Here is a 26,470-nt window from a genome sequence, read left to right on the forward strand (position 1 = left end):
CATCGCATCCTCTCAATCCGAACGTAATCCTCTAGCACAAACCCGTGTGTCCAGGTCGCTCTCGGGCACCCAAAGCAGCCCACGTCACCTACAGCGCGTTCCATCGAACCCGGACATGACGCGTGCCGAAGAACGCGCGGCCAGGGTGCCCGACCTCACGAGTGATTCAGATATCACTGCACTGGCGGATCGAGCGCTACAAGCACTCATGCTCGGACAATTGGAGGCCAATCAAAATATTCCACTGCTTGCCACGCCAGGCAGCTTGATTGACAAGCCATTGGATCTCTACAAACAAGCCTTGAACGATCCAAAAGTGCTGGCATGGTTCGAAGCCAAGGGCGTGACACTGAGTACATTGAACATTCAAGAATGCTCAATATCAGCCAACGTCACCCTTAACGGCGTGAGCACCACAGAAACGTTTACCGTTTGGGACAACTCAGGATGGTGGCGGGTATCAGCGCAAGTTCTAGCCGCCCGGCAAGTCCTTGATCCGGGAGACTTTGGCTTACCGTATGTGAGTGACGATCGAAAACTTGTTCCGTGTAACGTAATGATGGATTTTTATGGGGTGCTACCGCCGACTTCAGATCAGGAAGCCAGTGCACTTGCCAGCCGCCTGAAACTGGAGGGATGGCCTGAGATCACGGCCGATGAAAAGGTCGAACTCGATAAAGAGTGTCAATGCGCCAAGGAGTCGATCAGAGAGGCGAAGGCACGAGAAACGCTGATCAATGAATTGGGTAGTTTGGTGAAGGATCAGGCGGACGCCAAAGACCTCAAGTTGTCGAATAAATACAGTGAAAGTGCCAGCGACTCTCCGCTGGCGCACAAGAGCTTGGCTATTGTTCATCACTTGAATAATTTTTTCGTGTTGCCGGAAATGATTGCGCTCTCTGAGCGCGAACGCATCGACTTCAATTCACTGCCTGTCAGGATTAGTGAAAACAAAATCGAGGTCTTTAGCGCTTCAGAATGGTATGACTTGACGGCCCTGGTTACCCGCCAACCCTCATTGGTTACACCGTTCAACAACTTGCTGAGCAAGGTCAGGGATACGGGAAATGCGCTGTACGCTCCATTGCGCTTCGACTTTCAGCAAATATTGTCTTTCAGTGGATTTGGCGCTGTGAACACCGCGGGTGAAGTCCGCAACATCATCCGATGGCTACAAGCTTCATTGCCACAGGCAACCCCACTGGGCGACTACGGTGCTGAGTTACTGGCGAACTCCCCGTCGCTGGTACGACTGACTGCGGCCGAACGAGCGAAAATCAATTTTGAGGCGAGTGATTTTTTGAGCGATGGCAGCTCGATTATTGATGAATTGGGCGCTGACTTGTTGCCCGGTACATCGGTTGAATTCAGGCGCAACAATGCCGATGAGTTGTTGAACAAGATGTTTGCGAAAGACCAGGCCGATTGCTGGGGGCAGCAATTGCTCCAGGAGCTGAACTGGTATGGTACCGGGCAAACGGCTGCGCCCGAGCACTATCAAAAATTGTTGCTGGCAGCGATCAAACTGGTCGTCGATCCCGACGCCTGCGGTAAGCCCGGAATCATCGCAGGTTACGACGTTTACCAGGCAGAAAACCTGGGGCGTGATCTCACGGTGGTGCGGACAGAGATTGAACAGCACCTGATCGAACACAAGGGTGTAAGTTCGCTGGCGGCACCCCTGATTGCGCATTTGTTTCTGGCAGATGCAGCGCCGGAATTTCTCGCGCAGGATCTCAATGAGGGCATTCAGGTGGGCAATGCGGCCTGGATGGCCCTGAGCCTGGGGATCGCCATTGCCGAGGTGCTGGCTCCCGGGTGTTCGCGAATCATGACCCCTGACCAGTTGATGTCGCTTGCGCTGCTTGAGCCCACGACACCCGAGCAGAAACTGTTGTTCAAGACCCTTGCCGCCGACATTTCAATTATATGGGCCGTCATGAATGGCGTTATACAACGTCGTGCAGATTGCGCTTACTCTTCCCAGGACTACGAGACAGCAGCGCAGAAATTTGCGACTCAAAGAAGCGATCTTTCTGAGGCGCTGAATGGGTTTAAGCTCGAGCTGCATACGCGTAGGGAAGTTGCAGCTCTAGAGCTTCGGATTGCCTTTCCAAATACACCCAGGGCACTAACGGAGGCAGAGGTGAAAAAGGCGGAAGAGGCGAAAGAGTCGAAAGAGGCAGAAGAGACGAAAGAGACGGAAGAGGCGAAAGAGGCAGAAGGGGCGAAAGAGGCAGAAGAGAAAAAAAAGAAGGACGAAGCTCAGGTGCCCATTGAGAAAATAATACTCGGGCCTCGGCAAATTACACACTTCGACACCAATTACACGGGGGACCCGATATCGATCGTCGACGCTTATATGAACGGAAAGGAGTCTGGAAGTTTTGAAATGTGTCATGTGCAGATGGAGGATAAGGACTTTGACTCCGGCTGGGAGTCGTTACCCCTTCTAGTGGACGCTTTCAATGAATCCGTGGATGTTTTTTTTAATGCGCGAAAGCAAAGTTTTATTACCGCGACCAAATCCCTGATTGCGACCTTGCCGCTGGAAGATCGTCAGAGCCTTGAATTTGGGGAAGTAAGGTTTTTTACGTTGCGCGAAGAAACGGGAGAGCTTAAAGAAGATGAAACATCGACGCACCGGGCAAGTTTCCGCGGTCGCCAAGGAACGCTATTGCGCACTGAATACCAGGACGGCGAGCGGAGAAACGTTAGCTACTTCGAAGTGTTTCCTGGACGGATGTTAATCATCAAACGCACGGATTTACCGGATGACTTGCCGCTAAATGGCAAAATGAAAATCAAAAAGGTCAACGTGAGCGGAAGAGGGTCGGTCAACGCTGACATACAACGTGGAACCGAATTACGGTTTGACTTTGATGCCTATGCAAAAGGTTCCGAGCCGATAGACGGTGCTAAATCGAACAAGCTGATTATCGAAGAACTGGGTGGAAGCCTTCCCGCCAGCACAGCACAGGTAAATATCCGTGGGGCCGTGCCGAACAGTTACTTCTCACAAAGGACCTCCGACATTGTCGACAGAATCATCAACGACAATCTTCTTCAAGGCGAGCGGGAATTTCTGTTCAAAAAAGCCGAAGGTTCCACCAAAGAAGAAGAAAATCGGGCGTACCGGGAAAAAGTCACGAATTTCCTGTTGCAGCTCATTCCATTCGTGGGTTGTACGGAAGATTTGCGGTCGGGGGATCGAATGCGTTTCATCAACGGTGCCTTTGGTTGTTTTACAGACCTGGTTTCCAGCCTGAGCACGGTGGCCGGTGGTGTGGGCAAACTGTCGACTGTGTTGAAGTCCATCACCCCTATCAGAGCCAAGGCCTTTGAAGTCATCAAACTGGCCGGGCAGACCACGGTTTCATTGGTCAACCCGCTGGACGGAGTTACAGGCCTTGTCGCAGGCGGCGCAAGAACCGTGGGTGGTTTCGCCAAGCTCTGCAAGAGTGGGATGTTTACGTTGACGGGAACGGGTATTGGACGTTTGCAGACAAGTCTGGACCGTCTCAGGGGATGGTTTGGAGGTTTTGCCAGCGGAGCCGCCGGGGCCGTGCAACCCAATCGGATGAACACTTTTATCAATCAGGTGACCGGTACTGTCGACGGTTCCGAGATAACGGCCATTCGAGACAATGGAAAATGGTACGCGCTGGATAAAACCGGTAGCCCGATTGGCCGGGCACTCGATAACTTCATAGTGCTGACGGCTTAGGAGTCGTTGGAAAAGCCTTGACGAGACCCAACCCGCCAAGCGGAAATCCTGCGACTGACTGTTGATGTCAGTCGCAGGCCGGTCGTGTGACCAAACCTCAGTTCAAACCCAATTTTCCACGCAACGTCGACAAATCCTCAGCCAGTGTATTCACCGGCCCGACCAGTGCCTTGCGGTCGTTTTCCTTGACCTTGTCGTAGGTCTCGAAACCGCCATTCGCGGTCTTGTACTTGGCCAGGATCTTGTTCACGGAAGCGAAGTTCTTGTCGACTTTGGCAATGAAGGCCGCGTCTTGTTTCTGGATCTGCGGTCGGAACAGGTCGACGATTTTCTTCGCGCCGTCGATGTTGCCCTGGAAGTCGTAAAGGTCGGTGTGGCTGTAGCGATCTTCCTCGCCGGAGATCTTGGTCGCGGCGACTTCTTCAAGCAGCGCAGCGGCACCGCCGACGACTTTTTCCGGTGGGAATGTCAGGCCGGCGACGCGGCTTTGCAAGTCTTTGACGTCTTTGTCCAGGCCGTCGGCCAGTTCGCCCAGGCCTTGGGTGCTTTTTTCCGAGAACAACGAATACTCGATGCGGTGGAAGCCGGTGAAGTCCTCGGCTTTTACGCCTTTTTCGTGGTCGTCGACACGGGAGTCAATGGACGCGTCGAGGTCACTGAACAGTTCGGCAATCGGCTCGATCGACTCATAGAAAACGCGGGTCGGTGCGTAGAGTTTTTGCGCGGTGGCCAGGTCACCTTTCTTCACGGCGTCGGTGAATTGTTGGGTGTGGCTGGCCAGCTCATCCAGTTGTTCGGTAACGTAGATCTTGTAGTCCGAGACCGGCCCCACCAGATCCAGCGGCGCCGTCGCCGCGAACGCCGAAAACGGGGTGTTGAGCAAGCCAAGGGTCAGCATTAAAGCGAGGGGCGACTTTTTCATGGGACGGTTCCGTGTGGGGGGTTATGCAGTTGTTTTGGGTTGAACGGCAGGTTGTGTCGCGTCAAGCAGCGAGCGACCAATGAAATCCTTGTCGCCCGTGACCCCGGGCAGGGTGAAGAAGTAGCCGCCGCCGACCGGTTTGAGGTATTCCTCCAACGGTTCGCCGTTGAGTCGGGTTTGTACGGTGATGAAGCCTTTTTCCAGATCCGCCTGGTAGCAGATGAACAGCAAACCCATGTCGAGCTGACCGTTCTTGTTGACGCCGTTGGAGTAGTTGAACGGCCGCCGCAGGATCAGGTTGGCCTGGCTGGCGGCGGTGCGCGGGTTGGCCAGACGGATGTGCGCGTCGAGTTTGGTCAGCTTGCCTTCCGGGTCCCTGGCGTAATCCGGCACCTGGGTTTCATGCTCGCCGCCCATGGGCGCGCCGGTGCTTTTGACCCGGCCGAGAATGCTTTCCTGTTCCTGCAACGGCGTACGGTCCCAGCGCTCGACGAAGTTGCGGATGATCCGCACCGCCTGATAGCTGCCATTGGCCGCCCAGGCCGGTTCGTCGCTGCCGGGCTGGACCCAGACGAGGCTGTCCATGGTCTTGGCATCGTTGGAATCGGGGTTGGCCGAGCCGTCGCGAAAGCCCAGGAAGTTGCGCGCACTCTGCGCCGGAGCACCGGGTTTCGCCGGTGCCTGCGGCGGCACGCTACCTTCCTGTTTCCAACGCACCAGCAGCAAGTCCGGCAGGTTTTTCACGATGTCGCGCAGGGCGTGAATGTTGGTGTCGGTGGTGTTGGCGCAGAACTGCACACTGAGGTCGCCGTGGCAGCCATCGGCTTCCAATGCGTCGTTGGGGAAGCCGACCATGCGGATCAAGCGCTTGGGTTTGGCGTCGGCCAGGCCGAAGCGTTCGTCGAACAAGGATTCGCCGACCGACACGGTGATGGTCAGGTTGTCCGGCGTCACCACCGGGCCAAGGATTCCCGAATCCACCGGCGGCAATTTCGGGTCGACCTGCGCCACCGGGCCGCCCTTCATCAGGAACGCGATGCGCTCATTGAGCGTGCGGAACAAGCGCTCCAGGTCCTCACGATCGCTGGCCAGTACATCGAAGGACACCAGCATGCCCGAGGCCGGACGCGGCGTGACGATGCCGGTCTGGTGTTTGCCGTGGAACGCGTGGCGGTCGCCGGTTTTTTCACTGCTCGGTGCTTCGGTCACCTGCGCGGGGCTGGCGGCCATGGCCGGGCAGCTCAATGCCGAACCGGCCAAGGCCACACCGGCGGCCCCCATTCCCATCAAGACGCGACGGCGTTGCGCTGAAAACTGCTCTGAATCGTTCATGTAAAAGGGGTCTTCTGCTTACAGGCCGGAAAGGCCAAGGGCGGGATCGATTCCATCGAGTGCGGCGGCCAGCACCTTGGCCTGGTCGGCGATCTGTTTGCGCTGATCGGCACTGAGCGTGTCGTAGCTGGCGTAGCCGTCCTTGACCGTGAATCCGTTGAGTTGCGCGTCTAGGGCGGCGATCGCGCTGTCGATCGTCGGCAGCACATCGGCGGCGGACTGGGTGAGTAACGGTCGCAACAGATCGACCACTTTGCGGGCGGCGAAAAGGTTACCGGCGAAGCCATTCAGGTCGGTGTGGCTGTAGCGTTCTTCTTCACCGCTGCTGGCGCGGACATCGGCGAGGGTGTTGAGGTTGCGCACTAGAATGCTCACCAGTTGCTCGGGCGGTAGAGACTGGGCCAACAGTTGCTGCTTCAGCGTGCTGACATCGGCGACAAGCCGCTGGGCAACTGGCGCCAGGCCGTCGAGATTGCGCTGCTGGAACAGTGCATATTCGATCCGGTGGAAGCCGACGAAGTCCGGATCCTGCTCGCGTTTCTCGAAATAATCGGCACGGGCGTTGATGCTGTTGTCCAGTTCGGCCAGGCGCTGGGCGGCCGGCGCGATGCGTTGGTAAGCGGCGCGGGCCGGCACATAAAGCGCTTGGGCCTGGTTCAGGTCACCGGCCTCGATGGCTTGTTCCAGCGCGGTCACGGCTTTGATCAGCGCGCTGCTCTGCGTGTTCAGGTAAACGCGGAACTCCGACAGCGGGCCGATGAACGCCACCATCGAAGGCCTTGCCTTGGCCGCCGCCTCAGACGCCGCCGTCGGCGTCACCTGCAAGGTGCCGCGCGGGTTGCTCAGCAGGCCGCAGGTGATCGTGTAGTCGCCGGGCAACAGGTTGGCGTTGATCACCTGGCTCAAGCCGGGCGCAATGTTTTCCCGTTCTTCGAGCACCAGCACGCCGTCGAGGATTTCCCATTCAACGGCGCGATCCGAGTGGTTGACGATGCGGAAACTGGCGCGCCCGGCCGGCACCGTCAGGGCATTCGGTTCGCAGCTGTGCGGATGGATGGTCACCGTCACTTCGTCATGGTGGGCCTGGCGCTTGGCCGCGGCCATGTTCGAGGCGTAGTAGAACAGGGCACCGGCGGCGATCATCACGATCACCGAACCGGCCACCGCCCAGCGCAAGGCGCGGGGAGGGGAAGCCTGGGGAGGAACTTGATTTGGCATGGGTGCCCTTACTGACTGGAAAAATTTCAACGCACGGCCCCTGTAGGAGCGAGCTTGCTCGCGAGAAACCCGAGCCCGCCACAGGGCATCAGGCACGCAGCGTCATCGTTAACGATCATCGCGAGCGAGCTCGCTCCTACGGGGAGGCGGTGCAGGGAGAAAGAACATCACCAACGCCACCAGCAGATAAATCAGATACGCCCCGAGGGTGCTGACGGTCGGCGCGTCCTGGTAGCCGAACATTCCGGCCAGCACCGAGCCGAGCGGGCCGTCCATCGGTAGCGCGGCGCTGAAGTCGAAGAGCACGGTCTGCAGGTGATTCCAGACCCCGGCTTCGTGCAGCGCTTGCACGGAATTGGCGAGGATCCCGGCCGCGACGACCAGGATGAACAAACCGGTCCAGCGGAAGAACGCACCGAGGTTCAGGCGCATGCTGCCGCTGTAGATCAGGAAGCCGACGATGATCGCCAGGATCAGGCCGAGCAGGGCGCCGATCGGTGCCGTCGGGCCTTCGCTTTGCTGGAACACCGCGAGCAGGAAGAACACCGTTTCCAGGCCTTCCCGGGCCACGGCGAAAAACACCATGGCAATCAACGCGGTCACCTGATGTTTGGATCCGGTCAGCGCGTGGTCGAGGGAAACGTGCAGCGAATGCTTGATCGAACGCGCGACCTTGCGCATCCAGAACACCATGGAGCTGAGGATGCCGACGGCCACCAGGCCGACCACGCCTTCGAAGAGTTCCTGTTGCTTCTGCGGAAATTCGGCGCTGACCAGCTCCAGGCCACCGCCGACCAACAGGGCGAGGGCGACAGCGAGGAATACGCCGATCCACACCGCCGGCATCCACTGGCCACGGCCGGTCTGCTGAAGGTAGCTGGCGATGATGCCAACGATCAGCGCGGCTTCAATGCCTTCGCGCAGCATGATCAGAAAAGGAACAAGCATTCAGCACCGTAACGTCATTAGATAGGGTGCTAATTTGTAACATAATGACACTCATTCTCAAATGCCAGGCATTGACATTTACCTGAACCTAACCTGAACAAACCTGAAGATCACTCCGCCCCTGTAGGAGCGAGGCTCGCCCGCGAAGAACGATAACGCTGTGTTCCACTAAAACCGCGTCATCGTTCTTCGCGGGCAAGCCTTGCTCCTACGGAACCGTGTCGCTGTGCGCTAATATGCCCACCACTCAAACAAGAACAGGGCGCGCAACACTCAATGTCGGAAAAAGACACCATCTCCATTCAACTGGTGCGTGAAGCGCTGTTGCAAAGCTGTGCCCCGGGAGCCGCCACCGAAGAGGTGTTGAGCAAGGTCGGCATCGACCCGGCACTGCTCGAAAGCAGCGACGCACGCGTCCCGGCAACGGCTTATGCACGGCTGTGGCGTTTGCTGGCGCGGCGCGGGAACGATGAGTTTTTTGGCATGGATCCGCGCAAGCTCAAATCAGGCAGCCTGGAATTTCTCTGTCGCTGCTCCATGGTCCAGCCGAGCCTGGCGGCCGGTCTGACTTCGGGCCTGAGCTTTCTGTCATTAATGCTGGAACACCTACCGGCGCAACTGGTTCGCCAGCAAAGCCTGGCGGAAATCGTCCTGCTGGAGGACGACCAGGACCCGCGACGGGCCTTCACGTATTTCACCTACTGGATGATCGTTCACGGCGTTGCGTGCTGGCTGGCGGGGCGGCGGATACCGATCCTGGCCATCGAGTTGCGCTGTGCAGAGCCGGATTTCTGCGACGACTATCAGGTGATGTTTTCCGAGAACCTGCGTTTCGACCGGCCGCGCACGCGGATGATTTTCTCCGCCGAGTGCCTGGACTTGCCGATCAAGCGCAGCCCGGAAGAACTCAAGCGCTTCCTGGCCCATGCGCCGGCGAACATTCTGGTCAAGTACCGCGACCCGGAGAGCCTGTCCAGCCGGATCAAGCACGATTTGCGGCATCTGAGCGCCGAGCACTGGCCGGAAACCGAAGCCCTGGCGCATAAGTTGTGTATGTCGGCGTCAACCTTGCGCCGGCGGCTCGCCGAGGAAGGGCAGACGTATCAAGGGCTCAAGGACAGCGTGCGCAAGGAACTGGCCATTGTCTGGCTGGCTGAGCCTGCCATTAGTTTTGCCGACATTGCGACGCGGTTGGGGTTTGCTGATACGAGTTCGTTCTACAAGGCGTTTCGCAAGTGGTCGGGGTCCAATCCGGGGCATTACCGGAGTTTGATTTTGAATGAGGCTGACTGATCCGGACGTTATATTGATTGGTCGGGCCCCTTCGCGAGTAAGCCCGCTCCCACATTTAACCGCGTTCCTCCAGAGAGAACACGGTTAAATGTGGGAGCGGGCTTGCTCGCGAAGAGGCCATCACAGGCACCACACCCCTCAAATCTTGGCCAAACCAGTCAAGCAACTTGATAGCTTTGACCATTGCCCCACCCCCCGCGCAGAGCGAGTATTTCCCTGTCAATTCAAGGTTCCCCCAACCTAATAAGAACACAGAGGGATTCTGGCAATGCGCGATTACTTGTCTGCTACATCACAGTTCAATTATCAGCACACCGTCGACGCTGCGCTCGCCGGCGATTTGACCGCACTCAACGCCTGCATCGAGTGTTGTGACCGGCATGCATTGCCGGGGCGCATTGCGTTGTTCTGGGAAGGTCGCGACGGCACGGGCGCGACGTACACCTTCAGCGGCTTGCAGGACAAAGCCGCGCGTTTTGCCAATTTCCTCCTGGCCCAAGGCGTGAAGAAGGGCGACAAAGTCGCCGGCCTGCTGCCACGCAACATCGAATTACTGATCACCGTGTTCGCCACCTGGCGTATCGGCGCGGTCTATCAGCCGCTGTTCACCGCCTTCGGCCCGAAAGCCATCGAACACCGCCTCGGCTGCTCCGGCGCCAAAGTGGTGGTGACCGACGCGGTCAATCGCAGCAAACTCGCGGAAGTCGCCGACTGCCCAACCATCGTCACCGTCGCCGGCCCCAAAGGCCAGGGCATCGTTCGCGGCGATTACAGCTTCTGGGCCGAACTGGCCAATTATTCCCCTGAGTGCGAACCGGTGTTGCTGACCGGCGAAGACCCGTTCCTGCTGATGTTCACCTCGGGCACCACCGGCCCGTCGAAAGCGTTGTCCGTACCACTGAAGGCCATCGTCGCCTTCCAGAGTTACACCCGCGACGCCGTGGACCTGCGCCCCGAAGACGCGTTCTGGAACGTCGCCGATCCGGGCTGGGCTTACGGTATCTATTTCGGTGTCACCGGACCGATGTCGATGGGGCATCCGATCACCTTTTACGATGGCCCGTTCACCCTCGAAAGCACCTGCCGGGTGATCAACAAGTACGGGATCACCAACCTCACCGGCTCACCCACGGCCTACCGTTTGCTGATCGCCGGTGGCGACGAGTTCGCCAAGTCGATCAAGGGCAAGCTGCGCATCGTCAGCAGCGCCGGCGAGCCACTGAACCCGGAAGTGATCCGCTGGTTCGCCGACAACCTCGGCGTGGTCATTCACGACCACTACGGCCAGACCGAACTGGGCATGGTCCTGTGCAATCACCACGCGCTCGAACACCCGATCCACATGGGCGCCGCCGGTTTTGCTTCGCCCGGCCATCGCATCGTCGTACTGGATGATGACTACAAGGAACTCGGCATCGGTGAGCCGGGCATTCTGGCCATCGATCGCACTCAGTCGCCGATGTGCTGGTTCAACGGCTATGAAGGTGCGCCGACCAAGGCCTTCGTCGGCAATTATTACCTGAGCGGCGACACCGTCGAGTGGAACCCGGACGGCAGCATCAGCTTCGTCGGCCGCAGTGACGATGTGATCACCACCTCTGGCTATCGCGTCGGCCCGTTCGACGTGGAAAGCGCATTGATCGAACACCCGGCGGTGGTCGAAGCGGCGGTGGTCGGCAAGCCTGACCCGGAACGCACCGAGCTGGTTAAGGCCTTCGTCGTCCTCAGCCCGCAGTACCGTGCCGAGCCGGAATTGGCCGAAGAACTGCGCCAACACGTGCGCAAGCGTCTGGCCGCGCATTCATACCCTCGTGAAATCGAATTTGTCAGCGAATTGCCGAAAACCCCTAGCGGCAAATTGCAGCGCTTTATCTTGCGCAACCAGGAAATCGCCAAGGCTCAAGAGGCCACCGCGAAGAACGTTTCAGCTTGAATCCAAGGAAACAATGATGCAGATCGAAAACAAGGTTTTTCTCGTCACCGGCGGTGCGTCCGGCCTGGGCGCGGCCACCGCTGAAATGCTGGTGGCGGCTGGCGCCAACGTGATGCTGGTGGACATGAACGCCGAAGCGGTTGCCGCTCAAGCTGAACGTCTCGGCGCGCAAAGTGTGGTGGCGGACATCAGTGACGAAGCCGCAGCGCAAGCAGCGGTGCAGGCCACGGTCAAAGCCTTCGGCGGCCTCAATGGTCTGGTCAACTGCGCGGGCATCGTGCGTGGCGAGAAGATCCTCGGCAAAAACGGCCCGCACGCCTTATCCAGCTTCAGCCAGGTGATCAACGTCAACCTGATCGGCAGCTTCAACATGCTGCGCCTGGCCTCGGCGGCGATTGCCGAAACCGAAGCGGATGCCGATGGCGAGCGCGGTGTGATCATCAACACCGCCTCGGCAGCGGCGTACGACGGCCAGATTGGCCAGGCTGCCTACGCGGCCTCCAAAGGCGCGATCGTCAGCCTGACGTTGCCCGCGGCCCGCGAACTGGCGCGCTTCGGCATCCGTGTGATGACCATCGCTCCCGGCATTTTCGAAACCCCGATGGTGGCCGGCATGACCCCGGAAGTCCGCGCATCGTTGGCCGCTGGCGTGCCATTTCCGCCGCGCCTGGGCAAACCGGACGAGTATGCCGCGCTGGTCAGGCATATCATTGAAAACAGCATGCTCAACGGCGAGGTGATCCGTCTCGACGGTGCCTTGCGCATGGCCGCCAAATAAGGAGGATTTGTCATGACTATTGCCAACGATCCAATCGTTATCGTCAGCGCCGTCCGTACCCCGATGGGGGGATTCCAGGGCGAACTGAAAAGCCTGACCGCGCCGCAACTCGGTGCCGCTGCAATCAAAGCCGCAGTTGAACGCGCCGGGATTGCGCCGGATGCGGTTGAAGAAGTGCTGTTTGGCTGCGTACTGCCCGCCGGTCTCGGCCAGGCGCCCGCCCGTCAGGCTGCATTGGGCGCCGGGCTGGACAAATCGACTCGCTGCACCACCCTGAACAAGATGTGCGGTTCGGGCATGGAAGCGGCGATTCTCGCCCACGACATGCTGGTTGCCGGCAGTGCCGACGTGGTGGTCGCCGGTGGCATGGAAAGCATGTCCAATGCGCCGTACCTGCTGGACCGCGCCCGCAGCGGCTATCGCATGGGTCACGGCCGGGTACTCGATTCGATGTTCCTCGACGGTCTGGAAGACGCCTACGACAAGGGCCGCTTGATGGGCACCTTCGCCGAAGATTGCGCCGAAACCAATGGTTTTACCCGCGAAGCCCAGGATGCGTTTGCCATCGCTTCGACCACCCGCGCCCAGCAGGCGATCAAGGATGGCAGCTTCAAGGACGAGATCGTCCCGCTGACCGTGACGGTCGGCAAAGAGCAGGTGCTGATCAGCAATGACGAGCAGCCACCGAAAGCCAAACTGGACAAGATCGCTTCGCTGAAACCTGCGTTCCGCGAGGGCGGCACCGTCACGGCGGCGAACTCCAGTTCGATCTCCGATGGCGCGGCGGCACTGGTGCTGATGCGTCGTTCCGAAGCGGAAAAACGCGGTCTGAAACCACTGGCGGTGATTCACGGCCATGCGGCGTTTGCTGACACCCCGGGCCTGTTCCCGGTGGCACCGGTCGGCGCGATCAAGAAGCTGTTGAAGAAGACCGGCTGGTCCCTGGACGAAGTCGATCTGGTCGAAGTCAACGAAGCGTTCGCGGTGGTCAGCCTGGTCACCATGACCAAACTGGAAATCCCCCACGAGAAGATCAACGTGCACGGCGGTGCTTGCGCCCTGGGCCACCCGATCGGTGCGTCCGGCGCGCGGATCCTCGTGACCTTGCTCTCGGCCCTGCGCCAGAAAGGCTTGAAACGCGGCGTTGCAGCGATCTGCATCGGCGGCGGCGAAGCCACGGCCATGGCTGTGGAATGCCTTTACTGAAACTGACGCTACCCAATGTGGGAGCGGGCTTGCTCGCGAAAGCGGTCTGTCATTCAACATTGATGTCGACTGACACGGCCTCTTCGCGAGCAAGCCCGCTCCCACAGGTTCAGCGTTACGACCAGGCATCGTGTGCGAAAGGCTCATTTTTGAAGGATTCACCATGATTCCCAATGACGAACAACAGCAAATCAGCGACGCGGCCCGGCAGTTCGCCCAGGAACGGCTGAAACCGTTCGCCGCTGAATGGGACCGCGAGCACCGTTTCCCCAAGGAAGCCATCGGCGAGATGGCCGAACTGGGCTTCTTCGGCATGTTGGTGCCGGAAGAGTGGGGCGGTTGCGACACCGGTTACCTGGCCTACGCCATGGCCCTGGAAGAAATCGCCGCCGGTGACGGCGCCTGCTCGACCATCATGAGCGTGCACAACTCGGTGGGTTGCGTGCCGATCCTCAAGTACGGCACCGATGAACAGAAAGAACGCTTCCTCAAGCCATTGGCCAGCGGTTCGATGCTCGGCGCCTTTGCGCTGACCGAGCCCCAAGCTGGCTCCGATGCCAGCGGCCTGAAGACCCGCGCCAGGTTGAACGGCGATCACTACGTGCTCAACGGCTGCAAACAGTTCATCACCTCCGGGCAGAATGCCGGGGTGGTCATCGTGTTCGCCGTGACCGACCCAAGTGCCGGTAAACGCGGGATCACCGCACTGATCGTGCCCACCGATTCGCCCGGCTACAAAGTCGCACGGGTCGAAGACAAACTCGGCCAGCATGCTTCCGACACGTGCCAGATTCTGTTCGAAGACGTGAAAGTGCCGGTGGCCAACCGGTTGGGCGAGGAGGGCGAAGGTTATCGAATCGCCCTGGCCAACCTTGAAGGAGGCCGTGTTGGCATTGCCTCACAATCGCTGGGCATGGCCCGCGCCGCGTTCGAAGCGGCCCGCGACTATGCGCGTGAACGTGAAAGCTTCGGCAAGCCGATCATCGAACACCAGGCCGTCGCATTCCGCCTGGCGGACATGGCGACCCAGATCGCCGTCGCCCGGCAGATGGTGCACTACGCTGCAGCGCTGAGAGACAGCGGCAAACCGGCGCTGGTGGAAGCGTCGATGGCCAAGCTGTTCGCCTCGGAAATGGCGGAGAAAGTCTGCTCCTCGGCGTTGCAAACCCTCGGCGGTTACGGTTACTTGAACGATTTTCCGCTAGAGCGGATCTACCGCGACGTGCGCGTCTGCCAGATCTACGAAGGCACCAGCGATATTCAGCGCATGGTTATTTCGCGCAATCTATAAAGGAACCCCCCGTAGGTCCTGTAGGAGCTGTCGAGTGAAACGAGGCTGCGATCTTTTGATCTTGCTCTTGATACAGAAGATCAAAAGATCGCAGCCTCGTTTCACTCGACAGCTCCTACAGGTCCTACGGGGGGATCGGTCTTATGCAAAGCAGGAGTGAAGTATGAGTTACGAAACGATTTTGTTGGAAACCCACGGTCGAGTGGGCCTGATCACGCTCAACCGTCCGCAAGCCTTGAACGCGTTGAATGCGCAAATCGTCGCCGAATTGAACCACGCCCTCGATGGCCTGGAAGCTGATTCGAACATCGGCTGCATCGTGCTGACCGGCTCGAAAAAAGCCTTCGCCGCCGGCGCCGACATCAAGGAAATGGCCGAGCTGACCTATCCGCAAATCTACCTCGACGACCTGTTCAGCGACAGCGATCGCGTGGCCAACCGGCGCAAGCCGATCATCGCGGCCGTCAACGGTTTTGCCTTGGGCGGTGGTTGTGAACTGGCGCTGATGTGCGACTTCATTCTGGCCGGCGACAACGCCAAATTCGGTCAGCCGGAAATCAACCTCGGCGTATTGCCAGGCATGGGCGGCACCCAGCGCCTGACCCGCGCAGTGGGCAAGGCCAAGGCCATGGAAATGTGCCTGAGCGGTCGTCTGATCGATGCGGTGGAAGCGGAGCGTTGCGGGATTGTCGCGCGGATCGTGCCGGCGGATGAATTGCTGGAAGAAGCACTGAAAGTCGCGGCGCTGATTGCCAAGAAGTCGTTGCCAATCGCGATGATGATCAAGGAAAGCGTTAACCGCGCGTTTGAAGTGAGCCTGTCGGAAGGCGTGCGCTTTGAACGTCGGGTGTTCCATGCGGCGTTTGCGACGCAGGATCAGAAGGAAGGGATGGCGGCGTTTATTGCCAAGCGTGAGGCGGAGTTCCAAGGTAAGTAATGTAGCGTTCTGACGGACGCTTTCGCGGGCAAGCCTCGCTCCTACAGGGATATGCTTCCCCTGTAGGAGCGAGGCTTGCCCGCGAAGCTTTTAGGGTTTCACACCAGATAGTTCTTCAGTTCGCGGGCAATCACCATCCGCTGTATCTCGCTCGACCCTTCATAAATCTGCGTTATCCGCGCATCCCGGTAGTAACGCTCAACCGGGTAATCTTCCAGATACCCATACCCGCCATGAATCTGCATCGCCGACGAGCAGACCTTCTCGGCCATTTCCGACGCAAACAGCTTGGCCTGCGAGGCCTCGGACAGACACGGCTTGCCGGCACTGCGTAACCGCGCCGCGTGCAGGATCAGTAGCCGCGCCGCGTTCAACCGGGTGTGCATGTCCGCCAGCATATTCGCGATGCTCTGGTGCTCGATGATCGGCTTGTCGAACTGCACCCGATCACGGGAATAGGCCAGCGCCGCTTCGAACGCCGCACGGGCAATACCGAGCGCCTGCGCTGCGATGCCGATGCGGCCGCCTTCAAGGTTCGACAGGGCAATCGCCAGCCCCTTGCCGCGTTCACCCAGCAGGTTGGCTTCAGGAATCGTGCAATTACTCAGGGTCACTGCGCAGGTGTCAGACGCGCGGATGCCCATCTTGTGTTCGGTGCGATCAACGATGAAGCCTGCGGTATCAGTCGGCACCAGGAACGCCGAGATGCCACGCTTGCCCAGGTCCGGGTCGGTCACCGCAAACACGATCGCCAGTTTCGCCCGTTTGCCGTTGCTGACGAATTGCTTGGCGCCGTTGATCACCCACTGGCCGTCGCGCAGTTCGGCGCGGGTGCGCAGGTTGTGGGCTTCGGAACCGGCCTGGGGTTCGGTCAGGCAGAAGCAGCCAATGGCCTGGCCGCTGGCCAGATCGGGCAACCAGGTCTGTTTCTGTTCATCAGTGCCGTAATTCAACACCGGCCCGCAGCCCACCGAGTTGTGGATGCTCATCAGCGCACCGGTGGCGCCGTCACCGGCCGAAATCTCTTCCACCGCCAGGGCGTAGGCGACGTAATCGACATAGGTGCCGCCCCATTCCTCGGGCACCACCATGCCCAGCAGGCCCAGCTCACCCATCTTCGCCACCAGGCCGTCGTCGATCCAGCCGGCCTTTTCCCAAGCCTGGGCGTGGGGCGCGATTTCGCCACGGGCAAAATCCCGGGCCATGTCGCGGATCATCACTTGCTCTTCGCTCAATTCGATATCGTGCATGGCTCAGCTCCCGCTGTGGTTGAACCCGGTGAAGAAACTCGCGACGTGCTCGGCGTCCAGCGCCTGCAAGGTCGGCGGGTTCCAGCGCGGGTTCTTGTCTTTGTCGATCAGCAAGGCACGCACGCCTTCGATCAGGTCGCCGCGCTCGAACCATTGGCGGTCCAGGTGCAGCTCAAGGGCGAAGCAGTTTTCCAGGTCCAGTTGTCGGCCGCGACGCAGCATTTCGAGGGTCACGGCCATGGCCAGCGGCGAACGGCTTTCCAGCAGGTCGGCGGTGGCAATCGCCCATTCATGGCTGTCGGCGACGGTGACGGCTCGCAGTTGCTCAACAATACTCGGCACGTCGGGCAGGGCGAAGAAGTGATCGATGGCCGGACGCAGCGCAATCAACGGCGCATCGGGCAACTGTTGCACCGCGAGTTTTGCCAGCAGGCCTTGAAGGTCCTTGAGCGGCGAATCGTGCCATTGCAATTGGTCGAGTTGCTCGTCCAGCGTACTCAGTCTGGTGCTGTCCAGGAACCAGTCGGCCAGGCCGCAATAGAGCGCGTCGGCGGCGCGAATCTGCACGCCGCTGACGCCGAGGTAAATCCCCAGTTCGCCGGGCACGCGGGACAGGAAGTGGCTGCCACCGACGTCCGGGAAATAACCGATGCCGACTTCCGGCATCGCCAGGCGGCTTTTGTCGGTGACCACTCGCAGGTCGGCGCCTTGCACCAGACCCATGCCGCCGCCGAGGACAAAACCGTCCATCAAGGCCAGCACCGGTTTACGGTAATGGTGGATCGCGAGGTCGAGGGCGTATTCCTCGACGAAGAAATCCTGGTGCAGCGTATCGCCGCTTTTATAGCTGTCATACAGCGAGCGGATATCGCCACCGGCACAGAAGGCCTTCTCGCCGGCACCGCGCAACACCACCGCATGCACCTGCGAATCCTGCGCCCAGGCATCGAGCTGACGCTGCAGGCTGCGGACCATGTCCAGGGTCAGGGCATTGAGGCCGGCGGGGCGATTGAGGGTCAGGTGACCGATGTGGTTGCGAACCTCGGCCAGCACTTCGTTTTGCGTGGCATCCATGGACGAAGTCCCCTTCGATGTAACCTGAGCAGTCATCACTAACTCCCTGCTTTTATTGTTCTTTATAGAGAAGCTCGCGCGCGAGCGATGAGGGATCGTACCAGTGCAAATTTGTGATGTACAACCCGGATAAGTGCAGCTTGCCTATGCATTTTTACCTTAAGGGTAGATCAAAAGATCGCCGCCTTTGGCAGCGCCTGCAGGTTGTTCGCGATCAATCTTTTTGATCGATCACGGCCAACGACCGAATCGGCTGTGAAAGCCCCTCGTTCAGCACAGTTGAGCTGTCTGGGCACGGACTTTCGACACCCGCGCAATCCCGGCAATTGGCATTCTGGCGTTCCATTTCAAGCGCTTCTTGCAGTGCGCCTGGAACGGACTGCACCCCGACGACTGGCCTGGCCCGGTCGAGAACAACAACAAATACGGCTGCGGTACATACCGCATCGACTCTCTGCCCCTGTCAAAAAGTGTGGTTCGGCGTAAGCGCCGGCCGCGATAAATCAAAATAATCCGGGACTCAAGAAGATGAACATCAAATGGCTGACCTTGCCGGCACTGGCATTGCTGTGCTGCTCCACCGGCGCCAGCGCCAAGGAATGGAAAGAGTTGCGATTCGGCGTCAACCCCAGCTATCCGCCGTTTGAGTCGACCACGGCCGATGGCGGTGTGCAGGGCTTCGGCGTGGACCTGGGCAATGCGATCTGCGCCGAATTGAAGCTGACCTGCGTGTGGGTCAGCAATGACTTTGATGGGTTGATTCCGGGGCTCAAGGCCGGCAAGTTCGACGCCATCGAGTCCTCGATGACCGTTACCGAAACCCGTAAGAAACAGATCGACTTCACTGACCGTCTGTACGCCGGGCCGACCGCGATTGTCACGCGCAAGGATTCCGGTTTGTTGCCCACCGCCGAGTCCCTGCGGGGCAAGACCATCGGCTACATGCAGGGCACGATTCAGGAAACCTACGCCAAGGCCAAACTGGGCCCGGGCGGGGTGAAGCTCAAGGCGTATCAGAATCAGGACCAGGTGTACGCCGACCTGGTGTATGGCCGTCTCGATGCGTCAATCCAGGACAAGCTGCAAGCGCAGATGAGTTTCCTCACCTCGCCGCAAGGCGCCGACTTCCAGAACAGCGAAGGCATCAGTGACCCGATGGTGCCGTCGGAAATTGCGATTGGCGTGCGCAAGGACAACGAAGAACTCAAAGGCATGCTCAATGCCGCCATCAAGGCCCTGCATGACAAGGGCATCTACGCGCAGATCCAGCAGAAACACTTCGGCGATCTGGACCTCTACAACAACTGATCCTCGCGCCCCGGCCGCTGTGTTGCAGCGGCCGTACGGGCGCCTCAAGACAGGTGACTGGCGTGAATTCCTTCCTGAATCTGATCGGGGTCGATCTTTCGGCCCTGCAAGGCTATGGCCCTTTGTTGCTGCATGGCACCTGGGTCACCCTCAAATTATCCGCGCTGTCGTTGCTGGTGAGCATGGCACTGGGGCTGCTCGGGGCGGCGGCGAAACTGTCGCCGCTGAAGCTGTTGAACCTGCCCGCGACCTTCTACACCACGTTGATTCGTGGCGTACCGGACCTGGTGCTGATGCTGCTGATTTTCTACAGCCTGCAAGGCTGGCTGAGCAGCCTGACCGAGGCCATGGGCTGGGCCTACATGGAAATCGACCCGTTCGTGGCCGGCATCATCACCCTGGGCTTTATCTACGGCGCGTACTTCACCGAGACCTTTCGCGGGGCGATCCTCAGCGTGCCGCGCGGGCAACAGGAAGCCGCCGCGTGTTTCGGCCTCAACCGCTGGCAGCGGTTTCGCCACGTGGTGTTCCCGCAGATGATGCGCTTTGCCTTGCCGAGCCTGGGCAACAACTGGCTGGTGTTGCTCAAGGCCACGGCGCTGGTGTCGATCATCGGTTTGTCGGACCTGGTCAAGGTCGCGCAGGAGGCCGGTAAAAGCACCTTCAACATGCTCGACTTTCTGCTGTTGGCGGCGGCGTTGTACCTGCTGATCACCAGCGCGTCGAACTACGTCTTGCGCGTGCTGGAACGGCGCTACAACCAGGGCGTGCGGGGGATGGCGCGATGATCGAGTTGATTGCCGACTACTGGAAACCCTTTCTGTTCACCGACGGAGACACACTGACCGGGCTGGCCATGACCTTGTGGCTGCTGGTGGCGAGCATCGTCATGGGGTTCTTCCTGTCGCTGCCCCTGGCGATTCTTCGAGTGTCGCGCTGGGGTTTGCTGCGCTGGCCGGTTCAGTTGTTCACCTACGTGTTTCGTGGCACGCCGTTGTACATCCAGTTGCTGATTTGCTACAGCGGGATCTACGGCATCGCTGTTGTGCGCTCGCAACCGCTGCTCGAAGCATTCTTTCGCGACGCGATGAATTGCACCTTGCTGGCGTTCACCCTCAACACGTGCGCCTACACCGTGGAAATTTTCGCCGGGGCGATTCGCAGCATTCCCTACGGCGAAATCGAAGCAGCCCACGCCTATGGCCTGAGCGGTTGGCGTTTGTACCTGCGGCTGATTCTGCCCTCGGCGTTGCGCCGGGCGCTGCCGTACTACAGCAACGAAGTGATCCTGATGTTGCATGCGACGTCGGTAGCGTTCACCGCGACCATTCCCGACATCCTCAAAGTTGCCCGAGACGCCAACGCCGTGACGTTCATGACCTTTCAGGCCTTCGGCATCGCCGGTCTGCTGTACCTCGCCTTGTCGTTCGGCCTGGTCGGAGGCTTCCGGTTGGCGGAGAAGCGCTGGCTGAGTTTCCTCGGTCCGACTCACTGAATTTTTTCTCCCCAGAACACAGCAGAGCAGCGTCGCATCAGGCGCTGCGGCAGGAGTTTTTTGCATGTACAAACTCACGGTTGAAAATCTGTATAAACGTTTTGGTGACAATGAAGTGCTCAAGGGCGTCTCGTTGAACGCACGGGCGGGCGATGTGGTCAGCATGATCGGCGCCAGCGGCTCTGGTAAAAGCACCATGCTGCGCTGCATCAATTTTCTCGAGCGGGCGGACGAAGGTGCGATCGCCCTGGACGGCGAGCGCGTCCTCACGCGTCAGGGCATCGGTGGCATGCGCGTTGCCAACCCGAAGCAGTTACAGCGCTTGCGCACGCGCCTGGCGATGGTGTTCCAGCATTTCAATTTGTGGAGCCACCTGACGGTACTGGAGAACATCGTGCTGGCACCGTGTCGGGTGTTGGGTGTGAGCCGCAAGGCCGCCGAAGAGCGTGCGCGGGCCTATCTGGACAAGGTCGGATTGCCGCAACGCGTGGCTGATCAATACCCGGCGTTTCTCTCCGGCGGTCAGCAGCAGCGGGTAGCGATTGCCCGGGCGCTGGCGGTGGAGCCGGACATTCTGTTGTTCGATGAGCCGACCTCGGCACTCGATCCGGAATTGGTCGGTGAAGTATTGAAAGTAATTCAGGCGTTGGCCGAAGAAGGCCGGACCATGTTGATGGTGACCCATGAAATGGGTTTTGCCCGGCAGGTGTCCAGCCAGGTGTTGTTCTTGCATCAGGGACGGGTCGAGGAGCAGGGTGATGCAACGATCCTCGATGCGCCAAACAGTGAACGTTTACAGCAATTCCTATCGGGTCGTTTGAAGTGAGGCAAGACGTACATGGCGGACATCCGCGATCTGTCGATCGTGCTTGATCGTATTGATCAGGCCATCATCGAAGTGCTGCGCCACGAAGGGCGCATCACTTATCAAAAGCTTTCCGAGCGCGTGCACCTGACGCCCAGGCCGTGCCTGGAACGGGTGCGCAAGCTCGAACAGCTCGGGGTCATTCGCGGGTATGGGGCGATTCTCGATGAGAAAAAACTGACACCAGGCTTGTCGTTGCTGGTGTTGGTCGCCCTGTCGAACCAGAGTGGGCGGGCGGCGCAAAAGGCCTTCGAGGCCAAGGTCCGCGCCTGTCCGCAGGTGTTGGAATGTCGTTTGATCAGCGGTGCGTTCGACTACAGCCTGCGCATGCGCTGCCGGGACATGGAGCATTACCGGGTGCTGACCGAAGTCTGGTTCGACGACCCGGATCTGCACATCGACAAGCTGGTCAGCCATCCCGAATTGGCGATGGTCAAGACCACGATGGAGTAGAAGTCGAACGCTGTACAACCTGTGGGAGCGGGCTTGCTCGCGAAGGCGTCGTGTCAGTCAACATTGATGCTGGATGACACACCGCCTTCGCGAGCAAGCCCGCTCCCACATTTTGCTTTGTGGTGTTTGCCGAATCGGCTGAACGATCCAGTATCTTCAGCCGTTTCCATCACCACAACCCCCCGTATCAACCGGGTTTTCCAGCCTCCGAAACAGACAATGAGCCTCTCTCAACCCTCATTGAATCTGTGCCCATGCAAACCACCAATACCGTTTTGATGATTCGCCCGACACGTTTCTCCTTCAATCAGGACACGGCGGCGAACAACCGTTTCCAGCAACCGGCGGCAGTGTCCGAAGACGTGCAGCTCAAGGCCCTGCAAGAGTTCGACGGCTACGTCGCTGCGCTGCGCAGCCATGGTGTCGACGTCAAGGTGCACAACGACCGCGAAGCGCCGCATACCCCGGACTCGATTTTCCCCAACAACTGGTGGAGCAGCCACCCCGACGGCACGTTGGTGTTGTACCCGATGCAGGGTCACAACCGGCGTCTGGAACGCGATAAAGGTGTACTCGACTGGCTGCGCGACGAATACCGCGTCGACCAGTTGCTGGACCTGTCCAGCCTCGAACAGCAGGACGTGTTCCTGGAGGGCACCGGCAGCATGGTGCTGGATCGGCAGCAGCGGATTTGCTACGCCGGCTACTCCACCCGCACCCATGCCCGCGCGCTGGATCAAGTGGTCAAGCAGTTGGGCTACGAGCTCTGTGCCTTCAACGCGGTAGACCGTCAGGGCGTCGCGATTTACCACACCAACGTGATGATGAGTGTCGGCACGCGCCTGGCCGTGGCGTGCCTGGCGTCGGTCACCCACCCCGGTGAACGTCTGGCCCTGCGTAAACGGCTCGAAGACAGCGGCAAGCAGGTGATCGCCCTGAACTGGGCGCAGCTGGAATCCTTCGCCGGCAACATGCTCGAAGTCCACAACGCCGAGGGCGAGCCGCTGCTGGTGATGTCGCGCACGGCCTGGCAGTCGCTGGAGGCCGACCAACGTCGTGTGATCGAAGCCCACACCACGCCGCTGCCGGTCAACATCGACACCATCGAACGCATCGGCGGCGGCAGCGCGCGGTGCATGTTAGCCGAGGTCTTTTTGCCCAGACACCTGACCGCCAAGGAGCCAGTGCGATGATCGTCCGTCCCGCCACACCCGCAGATCTCCCGGCCCTGTTGGCCCTGGCCCATAGCGCCGGGACCGGTTTGACCACCTTGCCCGCCGATGCACCGCGTTTGCGTCAGCGGCTTGAATGGGCCGCGAAAACCTTCGCCGGCGAAGCGCAACGCGCCGATGCCGATTACCTGTTTGTGTTGGAAAACGACCGGCAGGAAGCCATCGGCATTTGTGCACTGGCCGGAGCGGTCGGCCTGCGCGAGCCCTGGTACAACTATCGGCTGGGGCTGTTTGTCGCGGCGTCGAAAAACCTCGGAATCAATCAGCAGTTGCCGACGCTGTTCCTTGGCAACGACATGACTGGCCATTCGGAGCTGTGCTCGCTGTTCCTGCATGCCGATCACCGCAGTGGCCTGAACGGCCGTTTATTGTCGAAGGCGCGGTTCCTGTTTCTGGCAGAGTTTCGCGAGCAATTTGGTGACAAGGTGATTGCCGAGATGCGCGGCTACTCGGACGAAGAGGGTGTTTCACCGTTCTGGGAAGGGTTGGGACGGCACTTCTTCAAGATGGATTTTGCCGATGCCGATTACCTGACGGGACTGGGCAACAAGACTTTTATCGCCGAGCTGATGCCGAAGTTTCCGCTGCCAACCTGCCTGTTGCCGGAAGCCGCACGCACGGTCATCGGCCGGGTTCATCCCAATACTGAACCGGCACTGGGCATGCTCAAGGCTGAGGGCTTCGAACACCGGGATTACATCGACATCTTCGACGGCGGGCCGCTGATCGAATGCGCCACCGGGGATATCCGCGCGGTGCGTGACAGCCAGGTGCTGCAACTGAGTATCGGCACACCGGGGGAACAGGCGGCGACCTACCTGATTCATAACCGCCAGTTTGCCGATTGCCGGATTACCGCGGCCCCGGCACGGATGGCGGCCGGGACGCTGATTGTCGAGGCGCAGACCGCGAAGACGTTGGGGTTGAGCGCCGGCGCGTCGGTGCGTGCGGTGAGCCTGGCAGTGCCAGCGCAGCAACAGTCCGCCGCCTGACCCATTTTTGAACCCGCATGGAACCTGTGGGAGCGGGCTTGCTCGCGAAAGCGCTGTGTCATCCAGCATCAATGTCGCTGACACCACGTCTTCGCGAGCAAGCCCGCTCCCACAGGGGATCTGTGTTTCTTCAGGTTCTGCTGCTGAGCACTTCGCCGATGCTGCGCCGTTTGGCATGCAGTTCGCTGATGTGGATCAGTTGTTCCAGGTCTTCGGGCGTGACATCGAAGAACGCTTCCATGTCCGCCAGCGCCAGTTTCAGGTCTTGGGCGGTGATCGCCTGACTGTCGACCGGAGGATGATCAGCGGGCACCACGGCAACCGGTTCGCTGGCACGTTTGGGGTAACGAATGCGCGTCAGGTTATTGAACACCAGGGCGCTGAACAGCATGGTCGCGGCACTGAGCATCACCGGGCCGAGGGCTTTCCAGTCCATGGCAATGGTCGCCGGGTCGGCCAACACCAACAGCAAGGCCAATGCCCCGGCCGGCGGGTGCAGGCATCGCAGCCAGCACATCAGAATCAGCGCCATCCCGGCCGCCAGGCACGCGCTGCCCAACGTCCGCCCGAGCACGTGAGCCACCAGCAGCGAAACCACCCCGGCGCAGAGGTAGCCGCCCAGAATCGACCACGGCTGGGCGAGCGCGCCGGACGACACGGCGAACAACAGCACCGCCGAAGCACCCAATGGGCCGACCAGGTGTTGCGCGACTTCCATGCCAAAAAACTGAGCGCACAGCCAGACGCTGAACAGCGTGCCCAGGGACATGCCGATGGCCGCGCGGCTCCATTCCGAGGGGCGGGTGTTGATGGCGGCGGGTAACCAGCGAGCGAGCATGATAAAAACCGATCCGTTAATAAAAAAACCTAGGCAAAAAAAGGGCTTGCCGGGGATACCCAGAAAGCCCTTGAAGGTGTTCCAACTATTGGGGGAGGAACAACCACAGTGTGCCGTCCTATTTCGATGCTGACAAATTCATATTAATGCAGTTTCAATGCATTAATTTTGCTGCATGGCCACCCGCCGGCCACTCATGAAACACAGGAAGCCGCCCATGGCGGTCAGCGCGCTCAAGGCATAAAACATGGTCGGCGCGGGCGTGTGCATCAGCAGGAAACCGCAAATCACCGGGCTCAGGGCGCCGCCGAGTGCAGCGAGGTTTTGCGCGCCGTAATAGCTGCCGCGCAGTTCTTCCGGGGCGAGGGTGTCGACGAAGAGGAATTCGGCGGGGTAAATGATCATTTCACCGAGGGTGAAGATGAACATGGCCACGCACCAACTCACCAGGCTGTCGGCCAGACTGAAACCGATCAGCCCGACGATGAACAGGCTGGTGCCGCCGGCAATCCAGTAGCGCAGTTGCTCACGCTTGAGGAAACGGCCGATCTGGTATTGCAGCAGGATCACGCTGATGGCGTTGCAGGCGAGCAGGGCGGCCATGGTTTCCAGGGCGCGCTTGGAGTCGTGGGTCACCAGCAGGTATTGCGACAGGTACAGGGTGAAACGCCCGTGGACCACGGTACTGAGCAAACAGCCGCAAGTGAACATGATCAAGGTGCGGTCGTTTTTCAGGGTCACCAGGGTCTTGAGGAAACTGGCCGGCTGGCCGATCGCGGGTGTCTGGGCCGAGTCCTTGGGAATCCCGATCATCAGGAAGATGCTGAAAAACGCGATGCCGCCGGCGATCAGGAACGGTGCAATCGGGTACACGCCGGCGATCACCACGCCGAGCATCGGCCCGGTGGCGTAGCCGATGTTGGTCAGGGTGTAGCGCAGGGAAAACGCCTTGGCGCGCTGGCCCATGGGCAGGTTTTCGCTGAGGATCGCTTTCGACCCGATCAGGAACAAGGCCGAGGCGGTTTCGGTGATCACCAGGGTGGCGGTGGTCAGGTAAAGGTTCGAGGCGAAGGTCAGCAACACGAAACCGATGGCGCTGGAGAGCATGGCAAGAATCAACAGTCGCCGTTTTTCCAGACGGTCGATGATGTAGCCGCCGTAGAGGGCGAGCAGGGTGGCGATGAACACCGCGATGCCCAACAGCAAGCCAACGTCCTGTTGGTTGAGGCCAAGTTTGTTGCTCAGGAACAGCGTGAGCAACGGGCTGGTGATGGCACGGCTGACAACGATGGTCAGCGAAACGATCATCAAGCGGCGGATAACGAGTGAGTAAGTGGCCACGGTGGGGCAAATGTCCTTATTTTGGGTGTTCGACGGT

General features: G+C 59.7%; 22 protein-coding genes. 14 read left to right on the forward strand and 8 right to left on the reverse strand.

Going from position 1 to position 26,470, the window contains the following annotated elements; genetic code table 11:
* Positions 1-115 precede the first annotated feature (115 nt).
* Positions 116-3,727, forward strand: a complete 3,612-nt coding sequence (locus tag ACIPL2_RS01230) for a hypothetical protein (protein ID WP_401352179.1) — start codon at positions 116-118, stop codon at positions 3,725-3,727.
* A gap of 97 nt (positions 3,728-3,824) precedes the next feature.
* Here ACIPL2_RS01230 and efeO (ACIPL2_RS01235) read toward each other — a convergent pair whose 3' ends face one another.
* The 4 genes from efeO (ACIPL2_RS01235) to efeU form a co-directional block, all read right to left on the reverse strand.
* Entirely contained in the window at positions 3,825-4,649 is an 825-nt protein-coding gene (gene efeO, locus ACIPL2_RS01235; RefSeq protein WP_401352182.1) for an iron uptake system protein EfeO, read from the reverse strand.
* A 21-nt stretch (positions 4,650-4,670) separates the two neighbouring features.
* Positions 4,671-5,981 (reverse strand): iron uptake transporter deferrochelatase/peroxidase subunit, encoded by a 1,311-nt coding sequence (efeB, locus tag ACIPL2_RS01240; RefSeq protein WP_401352185.1) that lies wholly within the window; start codon positions 5,979-5,981, stop codon positions 4,671-4,673.
* 18 nt (positions 5,982-5,999) lie between these two features.
* Positions 6,000-7,199: an iron uptake system protein EfeO gene (gene efeO, locus ACIPL2_RS01245; RefSeq protein WP_401352188.1), complete on the reverse strand. Its 1,200-nt coding sequence runs from the start codon at positions 7,197-7,199 to the stop codon at positions 6,000-6,002.
* Between the two features lie 108 nt (positions 7,200-7,307).
* Positions 7,308-8,147, reverse strand: coding sequence for an iron uptake transporter permease EfeU (gene efeU, locus ACIPL2_RS01250; RefSeq protein WP_401352190.1), 840 nt, complete (start codon positions 8,145-8,147; stop codon positions 7,308-7,310).
* A 276-nt stretch (positions 8,148-8,423) separates the two neighbouring features.
* Between efeU and ACIPL2_RS01255 the strand changes: the two genes are divergently transcribed.
* The 6 genes from ACIPL2_RS01255 to ACIPL2_RS01280 all read left to right on the forward strand — a co-directional run bounded on the left by ACIPL2_RS01255 (position 8,424) and on the right by ACIPL2_RS01280 (position 15,585).
* Complete coding sequence (locus tag ACIPL2_RS01255) at positions 8,424-9,440, forward strand: AraC family transcriptional regulator (RefSeq protein ID WP_401352193.1); 1,017 nt, start codon at positions 8,424-8,426, stop codon at positions 9,438-9,440.
* Positions 9,441-9,708: 268 nt separating this feature from the next.
* Complete coding sequence (locus ACIPL2_RS01260) at positions 9,709-11,373, forward strand: AMP-binding protein (RefSeq protein ID WP_401352196.1); 1,665 nt, start codon at positions 9,709-9,711, stop codon at positions 11,371-11,373.
* Between the two features lie 16 nt (positions 11,374-11,389).
* On the forward strand, positions 11,390-12,151 hold the full coding sequence (locus tag ACIPL2_RS01265; RefSeq protein WP_401352199.1) for an SDR family NAD(P)-dependent oxidoreductase: 762 nt from the start codon (positions 11,390-11,392) through the stop codon (positions 12,149-12,151).
* A 12-nt stretch (positions 12,152-12,163) separates the two neighbouring features.
* Positions 12,164-13,357 (forward strand): acetyl-CoA C-acyltransferase, encoded by a 1,194-nt coding sequence (locus ACIPL2_RS01270; protein WP_401352201.1) that lies wholly within the window; start codon positions 12,164-12,166, stop codon positions 13,355-13,357.
* Between the two features lie 163 nt (positions 13,358-13,520).
* Positions 13,521-14,648, forward strand: a complete 1,128-nt coding sequence (locus ACIPL2_RS01275) for an acyl-CoA dehydrogenase (RefSeq protein WP_401352203.1) — start codon at positions 13,521-13,523, stop codon at positions 14,646-14,648.
* A 163-nt stretch (positions 14,649-14,811) separates the two neighbouring features.
* Positions 14,812-15,585 carry an enoyl-CoA hydratase gene (locus tag ACIPL2_RS01280; RefSeq protein ID WP_401352205.1) on the forward strand — a complete coding sequence of 258 codons (774 nt, stop codon included), beginning with the start codon at positions 14,812-14,814 and terminating at the stop codon, positions 15,583-15,585.
* A gap of 98 nt (positions 15,586-15,683) precedes the next feature.
* Here ACIPL2_RS01280 and ACIPL2_RS01285 read toward each other — a convergent pair whose 3' ends face one another.
* Together ACIPL2_RS01285 and ACIPL2_RS01290 are read right to left on the reverse strand one after the other, a co-directional pair.
* Positions 15,684-16,835 (reverse strand): acyl-CoA dehydrogenase family protein, encoded by a 1,152-nt coding sequence (locus ACIPL2_RS01285; protein ID WP_401352207.1) that lies wholly within the window; start codon positions 16,833-16,835, stop codon positions 15,684-15,686.
* A gap of 3 nt (positions 16,836-16,838) precedes the next feature.
* Positions 16,839-17,945 carry an enoyl-CoA hydratase/isomerase family protein gene (locus tag ACIPL2_RS01290; RefSeq protein ID WP_401352209.1) on the reverse strand — a complete coding sequence of 369 codons (1,107 nt, stop codon included), beginning with the start codon at positions 17,943-17,945 and terminating at the stop codon, positions 16,839-16,841.
* A 492-nt stretch (positions 17,946-18,437) separates the two neighbouring features.
* On the opposite strand from ACIPL2_RS01290, the gene ACIPL2_RS01295 reads away from it, so the two are divergent.
* The 7 genes from ACIPL2_RS01295 to astA all read left to right on the forward strand — a co-directional run bounded on the left by ACIPL2_RS01295 (position 18,438) and on the right by astA (position 24,254).
* Complete coding sequence (locus tag ACIPL2_RS01295) at positions 18,438-19,217, forward strand: transporter substrate-binding domain-containing protein (RefSeq protein ID WP_059402383.1); 780 nt, start codon at positions 18,438-18,440, stop codon at positions 19,215-19,217.
* 62 nt (positions 19,218-19,279) lie between these two features.
* Positions 19,280-20,005, forward strand: coding sequence for an ABC transporter permease (locus ACIPL2_RS01300; protein ID WP_401352211.1), 726 nt, complete (start codon positions 19,280-19,282; stop codon positions 20,003-20,005).
* Positions 20,002-20,712, forward strand: coding sequence for an ABC transporter permease (locus ACIPL2_RS01305; RefSeq protein WP_401352213.1), 711 nt, complete (start codon positions 20,002-20,004; stop codon positions 20,710-20,712). The genes ACIPL2_RS01300 and ACIPL2_RS01305 overlap by 4 nt, the downstream gene beginning before the upstream one ends.
* 64 nt (positions 20,713-20,776) lie before the next feature.
* Positions 20,777-21,538 (forward strand): ABC transporter ATP-binding protein, encoded by a 762-nt coding sequence (locus ACIPL2_RS01310; protein ID WP_401352215.1) that lies wholly within the window; start codon positions 20,777-20,779, stop codon positions 21,536-21,538.
* A gap of 12 nt (positions 21,539-21,550) precedes the next feature.
* The gene (locus tag ACIPL2_RS01315; RefSeq protein WP_007974731.1) at positions 21,551-22,030 is read left to right on the forward strand and encodes an Lrp/AsnC family transcriptional regulator; all 480 of its coding nucleotides are present in this window, start codon (positions 21,551-21,553) and stop codon (positions 22,028-22,030) included.
* A gap of 254 nt (positions 22,031-22,284) precedes the next feature.
* Positions 22,285-23,223, forward strand: coding sequence for a citrulline utilization hydrolase CtlX (gene ctlX, locus ACIPL2_RS01320; RefSeq protein WP_401352218.1), 939 nt, complete (start codon positions 22,285-22,287; stop codon positions 23,221-23,223).
* Complete coding sequence (gene astA, locus ACIPL2_RS01325) at positions 23,220-24,254, forward strand: arginine N-succinyltransferase (RefSeq protein ID WP_401352220.1); 1,035 nt, start codon at positions 23,220-23,222, stop codon at positions 24,252-24,254. The genes ctlX and astA overlap by 4 nt, the downstream gene beginning before the upstream one ends.
* Before the next feature lie 130 nt (positions 24,255-24,384).
* Here astA and ACIPL2_RS01330 read toward each other — a convergent pair whose 3' ends face one another.
* Both ACIPL2_RS01330 and ACIPL2_RS01335 read right to left on the reverse strand, forming a co-directional pair.
* Complete coding sequence (locus ACIPL2_RS01330) at positions 24,385-25,092, reverse strand: HPP family protein (protein WP_401352222.1); 708 nt, start codon at positions 25,090-25,092, stop codon at positions 24,385-24,387.
* Positions 25,093-25,254: 162 nt separating this feature from the next.
* The gene (locus ACIPL2_RS01335) at positions 25,255-26,433 is read right to left on the reverse strand and encodes an MFS transporter (RefSeq protein ID WP_401352224.1); all 1,179 of its coding nucleotides are present in this window, start codon (positions 26,431-26,433) and stop codon (positions 25,255-25,257) included.
* Positions 26,434-26,470: the final 37 nt, after the last annotated feature.

Origin of the sequence: Pseudomonas sp. NPDC086251, from assembly GCF_044746405.1 — a bacterium.
Taxonomy (GTDB): Bacteria; Pseudomonadota; Gammaproteobacteria; order Pseudomonadales; family Pseudomonadaceae; genus Aquipseudomonas.

Bases quoted from the DNA above. Each gene is read 5' to 3' on its own strand.
- ACIPL2_RS01230 (WP_401352179.1), top strand. From the start codon at position 116: ATGACGCGTGCCGAAGAACGCGCGGCCAGGGTGCCCGACCTCACGAGT.
- efeO (WP_401352182.1), bottom strand. From the start codon at position 4,649: ATGAAAAAGTCGCCCCTCGCTTTAATGCTGACCCTTGGCTTGCTCAAC.
- efeB (WP_401352185.1), bottom strand. From the start codon at position 5,981: ATGAACGATTCAGAGCAGTTTTCAGCGCAACGCCGTCGCGTCTTGATG.
- efeO (WP_401352188.1), bottom strand. From the start codon at position 7,199: ATGCCAAATCAAGTTCCTCCCCAGGCTTCCCCTCCCCGCGCCTTGCGC.
- efeU (WP_401352190.1), bottom strand. From the start codon at position 8,147: ATGCTTGTTCCTTTTCTGATCATGCTGCGCGAAGGCATTGAAGCCGCG.
- ACIPL2_RS01255 (WP_401352193.1), top strand. From the start codon at position 8,424: ATGTCGGAAAAAGACACCATCTCCATTCAACTGGTGCGTGAAGCGCTG.
- ACIPL2_RS01260 (WP_401352196.1), top strand. From the start codon at position 9,709: ATGCGCGATTACTTGTCTGCTACATCACAGTTCAATTATCAGCACACC.
- ACIPL2_RS01265 (WP_401352199.1), top strand. From the start codon at position 11,390: ATGCAGATCGAAAACAAGGTTTTTCTCGTCACCGGCGGTGCGTCCGGC.
- ACIPL2_RS01270 (WP_401352201.1), top strand. From the start codon at position 12,164: ATGACTATTGCCAACGATCCAATCGTTATCGTCAGCGCCGTCCGTACC.
- ACIPL2_RS01275 (WP_401352203.1), top strand. From the start codon at position 13,521: ATGATTCCCAATGACGAACAACAGCAAATCAGCGACGCGGCCCGGCAG.
- ACIPL2_RS01280 (WP_401352205.1), top strand. From the start codon at position 14,812: ATGAGTTACGAAACGATTTTGTTGGAAACCCACGGTCGAGTGGGCCTG.
- ACIPL2_RS01285 (WP_401352207.1), bottom strand. From the start codon at position 16,835: ATGCACGATATCGAATTGAGCGAAGAGCAAGTGATGATCCGCGACATG.
- ACIPL2_RS01290 (WP_401352209.1), bottom strand. From the start codon at position 17,945: ATGACTGCTCAGGTTACATCGAAGGGGACTTCGTCCATGGATGCCACG.
- ACIPL2_RS01295 (WP_059402383.1), top strand. From the start codon at position 18,438: ATGAACATCAAATGGCTGACCTTGCCGGCACTGGCATTGCTGTGCTGC.
- ACIPL2_RS01305 (WP_401352213.1), top strand. From the start codon at position 20,002: ATGATCGAGTTGATTGCCGACTACTGGAAACCCTTTCTGTTCACCGAC.
- ACIPL2_RS01310 (WP_401352215.1), top strand. From the start codon at position 20,777: ATGTACAAACTCACGGTTGAAAATCTGTATAAACGTTTTGGTGACAAT.
- ACIPL2_RS01315 (WP_007974731.1), top strand. From the start codon at position 21,551: ATGGCGGACATCCGCGATCTGTCGATCGTGCTTGATCGTATTGATCAG.
- ctlX (WP_401352218.1), top strand. From the start codon at position 22,285: ATGCAAACCACCAATACCGTTTTGATGATTCGCCCGACACGTTTCTCC.
- astA (WP_401352220.1), top strand. From the start codon at position 23,220: ATGATCGTCCGTCCCGCCACACCCGCAGATCTCCCGGCCCTGTTGGCC.
- ACIPL2_RS01330 (WP_401352222.1), bottom strand. From the start codon at position 25,092: ATGCTCGCTCGCTGGTTACCCGCCGCCATCAACACCCGCCCCTCGGAA.